Consider the following 11,419-nt stretch of genomic DNA (forward strand, 5'->3'; position numbering starts at 1 on the left):
CGGGCTCAGGCGTTCTTGTCGAAGCTGGCGAAGTAGGCGGCGGCCATGTCCTCGTCGCCGTGGCCCTGCGCGGCGGCCCGTTCGAGACGTTCGGCGCTCGCGGCGGCCACGTCCAGGCGGACGCCGTTCGCGCGGCCCGCCTCGATGATCAGACGCGCGTCCTTCGCGGCCGTCGTCACCGCGAACTGGGCGGGCGACAGCCGGTCGTCGAGGATCAGGCCCGTCTTCGCCTTCAGGTACGCCATGTCGAGGGGGCCGCCCGCGATCAGTTCGAAGAACGCGTTCGGGTCGACGTCCAGGGACTGCGACAGGGCGAGGACCTCGCCGGCCGCGGCGGTGGCCGCGATGACCCAGCTGTTGGCCACCAGTTTCAGTCGGGTGGCGCTGCCCGCGCCGCCGTCCTCGCCGGTCCACACCGTCCGCGCGCCCACTGCGTCCAGGACGGGCGCCACCGCGTCCCTGCTCGCCTGCGGGCCGGCCGCCAGCACGGTGAGCTGACCGGCCTCGGCGGGCTGCCGGGTGCCCAGCACCGGCGCGTCGAAGAAGACCAGGTCGTGGGCTCGGGCGAAGGCGGCCAGGTCGCCGATGGCGTCGATCCCGGCGGTCGTCGACTGCACCCAGGCCACGCCGGCGCGCAGCGCGGGAGCGGCCTCGCGCATGACCTCCAGGGTGGCCGGACCGTCGTAGAGCATGGTCAGGACGACGTCCGCGCCGTCGACCGCCTCGGCGGGGGTGTCGACGACGCGCACCCCGTCCGCGGTGAGCGGCTCGGCCTTGGTGCGGGTGCGGTTCCAGGCGCGCACGGTGTGTCCGGCACGGGCGAGGTTGCGGGCCATCGCGGCGCCCATGATGCCGGTTCCCAGGACGCTCACGGTCAGTTGCTCTGTCATGCCGTCAACCTACGTCGAAGCAGCTCGCGGGGGCTGGTGGCAACTGGCCCGCAGGCCTTGTTCCTTCCTTACCCGGGACTCAATGCGGCCAGCGGGTCGTCGAGGACCGGCTGCCAGGCCAACTCGGCTGCGCCGACCAGGCTGTTGTGGTCGAGGGAGCAGGCGAGGATGGGGACGCCGCCGCTGCGGCCCCAGAGGCTGCGGTCGGCGACGACGGCGCGGAGGCGGTCGGGGTCGGCGTCGAGGAGGGTGCGGTGCAGGCCGCCGAGGATGATGCGGTCGGGGTTGAGGATGTTCACCAGGCCGGCCAGGCCCAGGCCGAGCCGGTCGATCAGGGTTTCGGCGGCGCTGCGGACGACCGGGTCGCCGTACTCCTCGCGGATCAGCTCGTTGGCCTGCTGGAGCAGGGAGCCCTCGGGGCCCGGCTCCCGGCCGGCCGTGGTGAGCAGGGCGAGCGGGTCGGCCTCGACGTCGAGGCAGCCACGGCTGCCGCAGTGGCAGGGGCCGCCCTCGGGGTTGACGGTGACGTGCCCGACCTCGAGGGCAAGGCCCGAACTGCCCGTGTGCAGACGGCCGTCCAGCACCAGCGCGCCGCCGACGCCCCGGTGTCCGGTGGCCACGCACAGCAGGTCGCGGGCGCCGCGTCCGGCGCCGTGCCGGTGTTCGGCGAGGGCGGCGAGGTTGACGTCGTTGGCCGCGAACGCGGGGCCGGTGAGGCCGGCGGCGCGGATCCGCTCGGCGAAGATCTCCCGCACGGGCGCCCCCGCCGGCCACGCCAGGTGCAGGGGGTTCAGCGCGAGTCCCTCGGGTTCGGTGACCGCGGAGGGTACGGCGAGCCCGGCGCCGACGCAGCGCCGGCCCGTCTGCCGCAGCAGTTCCGCGCCGGCGTCGACGGCGGCGCCGAGCACCTTGGCGGGGTCGGCGTCGACGGTCTCGCGACTGGGCGTGGTGGCGACGATCCGCCCGCCGAGGCCGACCAGCGCGGCCCGGAACCCGTCGGCGTGGACCTGGGCCGCGAGGGCGACCGGGCCCTCCTCGGCGAGGGCGAGCCGGTGCGAGGGGCGGCCCTGCGAACCGGCGGCGGCGCCGGGCCGCGCGTCCACCCGGATCAGGCCCAGCGCCGCAAGCTCGGCGGCCACCGCGCCGGCCGTCGCGCGGGTGACGCCGAGTTCGGCGGTGAGCACCGCGCGGGTGGGCGCCCGTCCCGTGTGCACGAGCTCCAGCGCGGGGCCGAGCGCGCCGCGCCCCCGGTCCAACCGCGCCCTCGACGTGGTCCCTTCCCCCGCAGGCCGGGGGTCCGCCTTGCCGCTCATGAGGGCGAGTCTCCCATGATCCGCTTCGTCAGGTGCCGTCCGGGAAGCCACTGACCCGCAGGGTGACGTTCAGCCGCCCGGTCAGCCCCAGCCCGGCCGGCGCCGTGCCCGGCAGGACGCGCGGAACCCCGTGGTAGGCGAGCCGGGACGGCCCCCCGAACACGAACAGGTCGCCGCTGCGCAGCTCGACGTCGGTGTAGGGGCGGGTCCGGTTCTCGGTGTTGCCGAAGCGGAAGACGCAGGTGTCGCCGAGGCTGAGGGACACGACGGGCGCGTCGGACCGCTCGTCGGCGTCCCGGTGCATGCCCATCCGGGCGTCACCGTCGTAGAAGTTGATCAGCGCGACGTCGTACGCCGTCGACCCCGCGCCTTCCTGTTCCCCGGCCTCCTCATCTCCGCCCGCCCGCTTCCCGGCCTCCCGCCGCCCGGTTTCCCGTGGTCCGAGCGCGTCGGCGACCGCGCGTCGGCCCAGCTCGCCCAGCCAGGCGGGGAAGGGTTTGACGGGCGCGCCGTCCCCGTCGGCGACCGTGCGGGCGTAGGCGTACGGGTACCAGTGCCGGCCCAGGCAGACCTGGCGGGCGGTCATCGTGCCGCCGCCGGGGGTGCGGACCGTGCGCAGGCCGGCCGGTGGGCGCGCCCAGTCGCGACAGGCCGCCAGCAGCTCGCGCTGCTGCGTCTCGTCCAGCCAGTCGGGCACGTGCACCGCGCCCGGTGCGACCTGCGCGCGCTCCCGGGGAAACAGCTCGCTGTCCATGGACCCATCCTCCGCCATGGGTCCGACACCGGGCCTGAGCTGCTGCTCGGTTAGCCTTGACCCACGATGGACAACCGTATGACGACGCCGTGGGGCGAGGTCTCGCTGGCCCGCCACCCCGAGGATCCACGCGAGACGCTGCGCGCCTGGGACGCTTCCGACGCGTACCTGCTCAGACACCTCGTGGAGCGGGACGTCCCCCTGACCGGCGCCGTGGTGGTGCTCGGCGACCGCTGGGGCGCGCTGGTCACGGCGCTCGCGGGGCGCCGTCCGACGCAGATCACCGACTCCTGGCTGGGGCAGGAGGCGACCCGGGAGAACCTCGCGCGGGCCGGCGTGGAGACCGGCGCCGTCCGGCTGCTGACCACCCAGGACCCGGTGCCGGAGCGGATCGACGTGCTCCTGATCAGGGTGCCGAAGAGCCTCGCGCTCCTGGAGGACCAGTTGCTGCGGCTGGCGCCCGCCGTGCACACGGACACGGTCGTCATCGCCGCCGGCATGGTGAAGGAGATCCACACCTCGACGCTGAGGCTGTTCGAGCGGATCCTCGGGCCGACCCGGACCTCCCTGGCCGAGCAGAAGGCCCGGCTGATCCTCTGCACCCCGGACCCGTCGCTGAAGCGCCCCGCCAACCCGTGGCCGCACGGCTACGACCTCCCCGACGACATCGGCGGCGCTCTCGCGGGCCGTCCGGTCGTCAACCACGCGGGCGTGTTCTGCGCCGACCGGCTGGACGTCGGCACCCGGTTCTTCCTCCAGCACCTGCCGGCGACGAGCGGCGCCCGCCGGGTCGTCGACCTGGGCTGCGGCAACGGGATCGTGGGTACGGCGGTGGCGCTGGCCAATCCGGCGGCCGAGGTGCTGTTCACGGACGAGTCGTTCCAGGCGGTGGCGTCGGCGGAGGCCACGTACAAGGCGAACGGGGTGCCGGGGCACGCCGAGTTCCGGGTCGGGGACGGACTGGCGGGGGTGGCGGACGACAGTGTGGACGTCGTGCTCAACAACCCGCCGTTCCACTCCCACCAGGCCACGACGGACGCGACGGCGTGGCGGATGTTCACCGGGGCCCGGCGCGCGCTGCGGCCGGGCGGCGAGCTGTGGGTGGTGGGCAACCGGCACCTGGGCTACCACGTGAAGCTGAAGCGGCTGTTCGGCAACAGTGAACTGGTCGCCGGTGACCGGAAGTTCGTGGTGCTGCGGGCGGTCAGGCAGGCGTGAGCCCCACGCCGGCGATGATCCGTTCGACGGTCCGTGCCATGGCCTCCCGTCCCGCGTCGAGGTAGGTGCGCGCGTCGACCGCGTCGGGAGGCGTCGTACATGACCGAGCCGAAGCCGTCGTCGCGTACGTCCGGTCTCACGCGATCCGGCTTTCACGTGCGCCCGTTCTCACGTGGATCCGTTCTCGCGTGAAGCCGTTTCAGAGGGACGCGCCGCGACGGTCCAGCAGGGAGCGGTGGATTTCCGCGGCGCGGACCGCGGTGGTGGACAGCAGGGTCGAGGTGAGTCCGTGGGTGTGCTCGGTGCCGCCCTGGAGGTAGATGCCGGCGGCGACGTCGGGAGCGGTCTCGACCCGGTGGTCGCGGGTCACGCGGATCGCGTCCCCGTCGTCGCGCAGGCACACCTTGGCGGCCTCGCCGAGCAGCGCGGTGAGGTCCCGTGGGCGGTATCCGGTGGCGTGGACGAGGAGGTCGGCGTCGAGCACCTGCTCCTCGCCGGTGGGCAGGAACTCCACGGCGATGCCGAGCGAGCCGTCGGTCCTCTGCCGTACGTCGCGCACGCGGGAGACGTTCAGGAAGCGCAGCCGCTCCCGGCCGGCGACCTTCTCGCGGTAGGAGGTGGCGTACAGGGACTCGATCAGCTCCATGTCGACGACGGAGTAGTTGGTGGAGCGGTGGTAGTCGAAGAGGGACTGTTTCACCTCGGAGGGCGACGCGAAGTACACGTCCACCGCCTCCGGGTCGAAGATGCGGTTGGCGAACGGGCTGTCGTCGGCTGGGGTGTAGCCGTACTTGGCGAACACCGCGCAGATCTCGGCCTCGGGGAAGGAGCGGTGCAGGTAGTCGACCGTCTCGGCGGCGCTCTGTCCGGCCCCGATGACCACGGCACGGCGCACCGGCCGCCCCTCGGTGGCGAGTTCGGCCACGCGGGGCAGTAACTCGCTGTTGTGCCAGACGCGTTCGGAGAGTTCGATGCCCGGCGGCACGTGGGGTTCCAGGCCGACCGCCACGCTGAGGTCGCGGGCGCGCCGGGTGAGCGTCCGGCCGGGGCGGGCCGGATCCCGGCAGACGACGTCGAAGCAGGTCACGGTGCCGGACTCGTCGCGTACGGGGTCGACGGCGACGACATGGTGGCTGTAGGACACGAGGTGGCGCACCCGCTCGGCGGCCCACTCGAAGTACTCGTGGAACTCGACGCGCAACGGGAAGAGGGTCTTCTGGTTCAGGAAGTCGACGAGTCGGCCGCGTTCTCGCAGGAAGCACAGGAAGCTGAAGTCGCTGGCCGGATTCCGTAGGGTCACCAGGTCCTTGAGGAACGACACCTGCATGGTGGCGTCGTCGATGAGCATGCCCCGGTGCCAGCCGAACCGCGGTTGGCGTTCCAGGAACAGGGCGTCCAGCCGTTGTTCGCACGGGAGTTGGGCGTTTCGTTCTTCGATCGCTATGGCGAGGGCGAGATTTGACGGGCCGAAGCCTATTCCGAGGACGTCGTGAGTGGTGTCCGATCCCAACTGCGGTGGTTTCACCGTGACATCGCCTCCCTCAGGCAGCCACATGTTAGATAAGGTAAGCCTTACCTTGCAATGGAGCCGCCGGAGGGGAGAACCGTCATGCGCGTCGTCATGCTCGGGTACCAGACCTGGGGTCACCGCACACTCCAGGCCCTGATCGACTCCGACCACGAGGTCGTCCTCGTGCTCACCCACCCCAAGAGCGACCACGCCTACGAGAAGATCTGGGACGACAACGTCGCCGAACTCGCCGAGAAGAACGACATACCCGTCCTGCTGCGCAACCGCCCCGGCGACGCCGATCTCCTGACGGCCGTCCGCGGGGCCCGCCCGGACATCATCGTCGCGAACAACTGGCGCACCTGGCTGCCGCCCGAGCTGTTCGACCTTCCCCCGCACGGCACCCTCAACATCCATGACTCGCTGCTGCCCGCGTACGCCGGCTTCTCCCCCCTCATCTGGGCGCTGATCAACGGGGAGGAGCGGGTCGGGGTGACCGCGCACCGGATGAACGCCGAGCTCGACGCCGGGGAGATCCTGATCCAGCGCGCGGTGCCGGTCGGGCCCGCCGACACCGCGACCGACCTGTTCCACCGCACGGTCGACCTGATCGCGCCGATCGTGCGCGAGTCCCTCGACCTCATCGCCGCCGGCCGGGACGCCGGCCGGTGGCAGTCCCAGGACCGCAGCCGGGCGAGCTTCTTCCACAAGCGGGCGGCCGAGGACAGCCGCATCGACTGGCGCTGGCCCGCGGACCGTCTGGCACGGCTGGTGCGCGCCCAGTCGGACCCGTACCCCAACGCGTTCACCCACCACCGCGGACAGCGGCTGCGGATCGTCTCCGCGACGGTGTCCGAGGGCCGCTACGGCGGCACGCCCGGGCGGATCTTCATCCGGGAGGGCGACGGCGTGGTGATCGTGGCCGGACCCGACGCCCACAGCGGGCACCACCCGGGGCTCCTGGTGCGGCGGTTGCGCACGGACGACGGCATCGAGTACGCGGCGGGCGACTACTTCCGCACCATGGGCGGCTACCTCACCGACCGGCCGTGAGCCTTGAGAACACCTTGAACAACTCCCTTTCACCACAAGGGAGCTGACGGAAAGGACGCGCATGTCGAGAAAACTCCTCACGGCCCTTCTCACCCTCCCCCTGGCCGCCGGGCTGACCGCCTGCGGCTCCGTCAAGGACGACGAGGAGAAGGCCTCGTCGGACAAGGCCTCCGCGGACAAGGCCGGCACCTCCTCCGCCGCCGCGTTCCCGGTCAGCATCAAGCACAAGTTCGGCGATACGAAGATCACGAAGGCGCCGCAGCGCATCGTGGTGATCGGCGGCGGCGGTACCGACGACATCGACGCGCTCTACGCGCTGGGCATCACACCGGTCGGCATCTCCAAGGACGCCTTCGCCTCCGACGGCGTCTACCCGTGGCTCAAGGACAGGATCGACGCCAAGAAGACGACGCTCCTCGACACCACGAACGGCGTCGACTTCGAGAAGGTCGCCGCGCTCCAGCCGGACCTGATCCTCGCCACCTCCGACTTCCAGCTCGACAAGGACTACAAGAACCTCGCCGCGGTGGCGCCGACCATCGGCTACGAGACCGCCTGGGGCGCACAGTCCTGGCAGGAGCACGTGCAGGTGGTCGGCAAGGCCGTCGGCAGGACGGCCGAGGCCGCGAAGGTCGTCGCCGGCACCGAGGCCGCCGTCGACAAGGTCAAGGCGAGCCATCCGGCGCTGGCGGGCAGGACCTACAGCCTGTCCATCGGCAACACCCCCGCCAAGATCTACACGATCGCCTCCGAGAACGACTTCGCGGCCAAGCTGATGGGCGAGCTGGGGCTGAAGCTGACCCCCTCCATCACCGATATCAAGACGGTCAACGGCTCGCCCACCGGCGAACTGTCCTACGAGCAGCTCGACAAGCTCGACGCCGACCTCGTGATCATCGCGTTCACCACGAAGGACCTGCAGAAGGCGTTCGAGTCGAGCGCGCTGGTCAAGAGCATGTCCGCGGTGAAGAAGGGCGATTACGTGGTCACCGACGTCGAGACGATCAGCCAGCTCCGCAGCCCCTCCGCGGTCGGCATCCCCTGGGCGCTGAACAACCTGGAGCCCGGGTTCGCCAAGTTCGGCAAGTAGGCCACCGTTCGGCAGACAGGGAGCGGGCAAGGGGCCGCGGGACGCGTCCTGCGGCCCCCTTCGCCTACGCCTCTCCCAACTCCGCGTCGATCTCCTCCGCCGACATGGCCTCTATCTCCAGGTGCAGGGCGGCGACCTGTTCGAGTCGGCCCGGCGTGTGCTCCTCGGCGGACAGCCGTTTGGCCATGCCGCCCGCCGTGAGGCCGGCGAACAGAGAGCGGACGGACACCTCGGAGGTGTCCAGCACCTCACGCAGCCGGGCCACGATCACGGTGGCGAGCACCGAGTCGCCGCCGAGCGCGAAGAACCCGTCGTCGAGCCCGAGCCGTTCGACGCCGAGGACGTCCGCCCAGGTCCGCGCCACCACCGTCTCCAGCGCGCTGCCGGGCGCCCGGTGCCCGCCCGCGACAGCTCCCCCGGCCTCCCACAACTCCCCTACGGCACGCCGGTCGAGCTTGCCGTTGGAGGTCAGCGGCAGCTCCTGGGCGACCGCGATCCGCGCCGGGACCATGTGCGGCGGCAGCACCGACCGTGCCCACACCCGCAGTTCGTCCTCGGTGACGTCCACGGCGGCCACGGCGGCGGCCAGTTGGACGCCCTGCCCCCGGCTCAGTCCGGCGACGGCACGCCGTACGGCGGGGTGTCCGGCGAGGGCCGCCTCCACCTCGCCCAGCTCGATGCGGAAGCCCCGTATCTTCACCTGGTGGTCGCGCCGGCCGAGGAACTCCAGGGCCCCGTCCGGCCAGTAGCGGGCGAGGTCGCCGGTGCGGTACCAGCGCACGCCGTCCGCCTCGTTGAACTTCTCGGCCGTGCGCACCGGATCGCCCCGGTAGCCGAGCGCCACCCCGTCCCCGCCGATCCACAGTTCGCCCGGCACCCAGTCGGGGCAGTCCCGCCCCTGTGCGTCGACGACCCGGCAGCGCACGTTGCGCAGCGGGGTGCCGTAGGGGACCGACCGCCAGTGCGCGGGTACCTGACCGTCCGTCACCTCGCAGACGGTGGAGTGGATGGCGGTCTCCGTGGTGCCGCCGAGCCCGGTGAACCGGCAGCCGGGGGCGCGCTCGGCGAGGCGGCCGGGCAGGTCGGTGCCGACCAGGTCGCCGCCCAGCAACACCGTCCGCAGTCCGGCGAGTTCACCGGGGCCGGCGGCGAGCAGCAGCATGTCGAGCAGCGGGGGCACGCAGTTGATCAGGGTCACGCCGTGCGCGCGCACCAGATCGACCCACTCCCGGGCCTCGCGACGGTCGTCGTCGTCCACCAGGACGACCGCGCCGCCGGCGCCGAGGAACCCGAAGACGTCGTAGACGGAGAGGTCGAACTCCAGGGCGGACAGGGCCAGGCAGCGGTCCGAACCTCCCACGCCGTACCGGTCGTTGAGGTCGTCGACGGTGTTCACGGCGGCCCGGTGCGGGACCTCGACGCCTTTGGGCTCTCCGGTGGACCCGGAGGTGAACAGCACGTAGGCGGCCTGCTCGTCCTCCGCTTCCCCCACGCCCCCCGCGCCCCGGACGGGTTCGGGCAGGGGCTCCCGGCGCAGTGCCTCGGCGACGGGCAGGGCGGTCAGGCCGTCCGGTTCCTCGGTCGGGCGGCCGTCGGTGAGGACGGTCCGGAATCCGGCCGTGGCCTGGATGCGGGCGCGGCGGGCAGGCGGCTGGTCGACGCCGACGGGGACGTAGGCGGCGCCCGCGGCCAGCACGCCGAGGACGGCGGTGATCTGGTCGGGCCCCTTGGGGAGGCTCACGGCGACGGTGTCCCCGGGGCGGGTGCCGTGCCCGACCAGGGCCGCCGCGCATCGCAGCGCCCGGTCCGCCAACTCGCCGTAGGACAGGGTGCCTTCGCTGCCCCACAGCAGTGCGGGGGCGTCGGGCCGCTCGGCCGCGCGGGCGAAGAAGGCCTCGTGCAGGAGACGGTGAGCGCGCGGGCCGTCGGTGGCGTTGGCGGCTGCGCGTACCCGGGTCTGGGCGGCGGGCAGCAGGGCGGGTACCGGCCGCTCCCATACGGTGTCCTCGGTGCCGAGGCGGGTGACGAGGCCGTGGAAGGCGGCGAACATCGCGTCGACCAGCCCGGCGGGGAAGGCGTCCTCGCGTACGTCCCAGTTGACCAGCATCCCCCCGTCGATCTCGGTGACCTGGGCGTCGAGGAGCACCTGCGGCCCCTGCGAGATGATCCACACCGGTTCCCCGAACGCCCCGCGCACCCCCGCGTCGAACAGTTCGCCCAGGTTGAGCGCGCTGGTGAACACGACGGGCGCCAGGACCTGTTCGCCCCGGTCGCGGGAGAGGTCGCGCAGGACTTCGACCCCGGAGTGGTCGGCGTGGGCCGCGTCGGTGTGCATCCGGTCCTGGAGACGCCGGGCGTGTTCGGCGAAGGGCGCCGGGCCGTGCAGGTCGACGTCGAGCAGGACCGAGCTGGTGAAGTCGCCGACGAGCAGGTCGACGTCGGGGTGCGAGCCGCGCCGGTCGAACATCGGCACGTTGAGCAGGAAGCGCGGCTGTCCGCTCCAGGCGGCGAGCACCTCCGCGAACGCGGTCGCCACCGCCATGGCGGGCGTCAGCCCGTGCTGGTGGGCGCGGGCCGTCAGCCGGTGCTTCTCCCGTGGTGGCAGCCAGTGGTGACGGCGCGTCACCCGGGCCGGGTCGGCGCGTTCCGCCTCGGGCACCAGCGGCAGGTCCGGGGCGCTGGGCAGTCCGGGCACCCGTCGGCCCCACCATTCCCGCGCCTGCTCCCTGCTCAGCCGTCGTACGTCGGCGCGTTCGGCGAGGTACTCCGGGTAGCTGGTGCGGATCGGCGGCAGGGCCGCCCCGGGGTCCTCGTACAGTGTGGCGAGGTCGGCGAGGAGGACCCGGTAGCTGAGTGCGTCGGCGGCGAGCATGTCGACGTCGACGTGCAGCCTGCTCCGTCCTGCGGGCAGGAGCGACAGCCGTACGGAGAACACCTCGCCGTGCGCGACGTCCAGCCGGGCGTGCGAGCAGGCGTGCCGCAGCTCCTCCAGCCTGGCGGTCACCGCCTTCTCGTCCAGGTCGCGCAGGTCGTGGACGGTCGTGGCGGGGCGGCCGAGGGCGGGGAGGATCTCCTGGCGGCCGTCGTCGGTGAAGCGGGCGCGGAGCATGCCGTGGCGGGCCACGAGGGCGCGTACGGCCGTGTCGAGCCGGTCCGCGTCGACGTCGGCGCCGTCGAACTCGACGTAGAGGTGCGCGGCGACGGAGCCGAGCGTGGTGTCCTCGCCGCGGCCGATCCAGTAGGCGTGCTGCATCACGGCGAGCGGGAAGGGCTCGTCCGGGACGGCGGTCACGGTGACCGGCACCGCCGGTGCGGGCTCGGCAGGGGCGGCCGTGCGGGTGGCCAGCAGGGTGCGCCAGGCCCGCAGGGTCGGTTCATTGGCCAGTTCGGCGAAACCGATCCTGACGCCCTGCCGCCGCCAGCCGCCGGCGATCTTCATCAGGGTGATCGAGTCCAGGCCCCAGGAGATGAGGCTGTCGTCCTCGCCCGGCGGCTGCGCGAGGTCGAACGTGTCGGTGACCGCACGGAGCAACTCGTCTGCGGTCGGGGGGTGTTGCGTCACCGGTTCCTCCGCTCAAGAACTCAACTCGT

At 72.6% G+C, this 11,419-nt stretch carries 8 protein-coding genes; 3 read left to right on the forward strand and 5 right to left on the reverse strand.

All coding sequences use genetic code 11. The features are described from left to right. Nucleotides 1-5: 5 nt before the first annotated feature. From OG352_RS02885 to OG352_RS02895, 3 genes are all read right to left on the reverse strand, one after another. Nucleotides 6-890, reverse strand: a complete 885-nt coding sequence (locus OG352_RS02885) for an NAD(P)-dependent oxidoreductase (protein WP_329213982.1) — start codon at nucleotides 888-890, stop codon at nucleotides 6-8. 68 nt (nucleotides 891-958) lie between these two features. Next, on the reverse strand, nucleotides 959-2,203 hold the full coding sequence (locus OG352_RS02890; protein ID WP_329213984.1) for an ROK family protein: 1,245 nt from the start codon (nucleotides 2,201-2,203) through the stop codon (nucleotides 959-961). A 28-nt stretch (nucleotides 2,204-2,231) separates the two neighbouring features. Continuing rightward, the gene (locus OG352_RS02895; protein ID WP_329213986.1) at nucleotides 2,232-2,957 is read right to left on the reverse strand and encodes an alpha-ketoglutarate-dependent dioxygenase AlkB family protein; all 726 of its coding nucleotides are present in this window, start codon (nucleotides 2,955-2,957) and stop codon (nucleotides 2,232-2,234) included. Between the two features lie 78 nt (nucleotides 2,958-3,035). Here OG352_RS02895 and OG352_RS02900 point away from each other — a divergent pair, with 78 nt between their 5' ends. Next, nucleotides 3,036-4,175, forward strand: a complete 1,140-nt coding sequence (locus OG352_RS02900; protein ID WP_329213988.1) for a methyltransferase — start codon at nucleotides 3,036-3,038, stop codon at nucleotides 4,173-4,175. A gap of 199 nt (nucleotides 4,176-4,374) precedes the next feature. Here the strand turns inward: OG352_RS02900 and OG352_RS02905 are convergent, their stop codons facing one another. Next, complete coding sequence (locus OG352_RS02905) at nucleotides 4,375-5,730, reverse strand: lysine N(6)-hydroxylase/L-ornithine N(5)-oxygenase family protein (protein ID WP_329213990.1); 1,356 nt, start codon at nucleotides 5,728-5,730, stop codon at nucleotides 4,375-4,377. 54 nt (nucleotides 5,731-5,784) lie between these two features. Here OG352_RS02905 and OG352_RS02910 point away from each other — a divergent pair, with 54 nt between their 5' ends. Together OG352_RS02910 and OG352_RS02915 are read left to right on the forward strand one after the other, a co-directional pair. After that, nucleotides 5,785-6,738 (forward strand): methionyl-tRNA formyltransferase, encoded by a 954-nt coding sequence (locus OG352_RS02910; protein WP_329213992.1) that lies wholly within the window; start codon nucleotides 5,785-5,787, stop codon nucleotides 6,736-6,738. A 61-nt stretch (nucleotides 6,739-6,799) separates the two neighbouring features. Then, complete coding sequence (locus OG352_RS02915; protein ID WP_329213994.1) at nucleotides 6,800-7,828, forward strand: iron-siderophore ABC transporter substrate-binding protein; 1,029 nt, start codon at nucleotides 6,800-6,802, stop codon at nucleotides 7,826-7,828. 64 nt (nucleotides 7,829-7,892) lie between these two features. Here OG352_RS02915 and OG352_RS02920 read toward each other — a convergent pair whose 3' ends face one another. Beyond that, nucleotides 7,893-11,390 (reverse strand): amino acid adenylation domain-containing protein, encoded by a 3,498-nt coding sequence (locus OG352_RS02920; RefSeq protein WP_329213996.1) that lies wholly within the window; start codon nucleotides 11,388-11,390, stop codon nucleotides 7,893-7,895. Nucleotides 11,391-11,419 lie beyond the last annotated feature (29 nt).

The organism is Streptomyces sp. NBC_01485 (genome assembly GCF_036227125.1).
Classification (GTDB): domain Bacteria; phylum Actinomycetota; class Actinomycetes; order Streptomycetales; family Streptomycetaceae; genus Streptomyces.

Coding starts and splice junctions, on each gene's coding strand:
- OG352_RS02900 (WP_329213988.1), top strand. CDS start 3,036: ATGACGACGCCGTGGGGCGAGGTCTCGCTGGCCCGCCACCCCGAGGAT.
- OG352_RS02910 (WP_329213992.1), top strand. CDS start 5,785: ATGCGCGTCGTCATGCTCGGGTACCAGACCTGGGGTCACCGCACACTC.
- OG352_RS02885 (WP_329213982.1), bottom strand. CDS start 890: ATGACAGAGCAACTGACCGTGAGCGTCCTGGGAACCGGCATCATGGGC.
- OG352_RS02895 (WP_329213986.1), bottom strand. CDS start 2,957: ATGGACAGCGAGCTGTTTCCCCGGGAGCGCGCGCAGGTCGCACCGGGC.
- OG352_RS02890 (WP_329213984.1), bottom strand. CDS start 2,203: ATGAGCGGCAAGGCGGACCCCCGGCCTGCGGGGGAAGGGACCACGTCG.
- OG352_RS02915 (WP_329213994.1), top strand. CDS start 6,800: ATGTCGAGAAAACTCCTCACGGCCCTTCTCACCCTCCCCCTGGCCGCC.
- OG352_RS02905 (WP_329213990.1), bottom strand. CDS start 5,730: ATGTGGCTGCCTGAGGGAGGCGATGTCACGGTGAAACCACCGCAGTTG.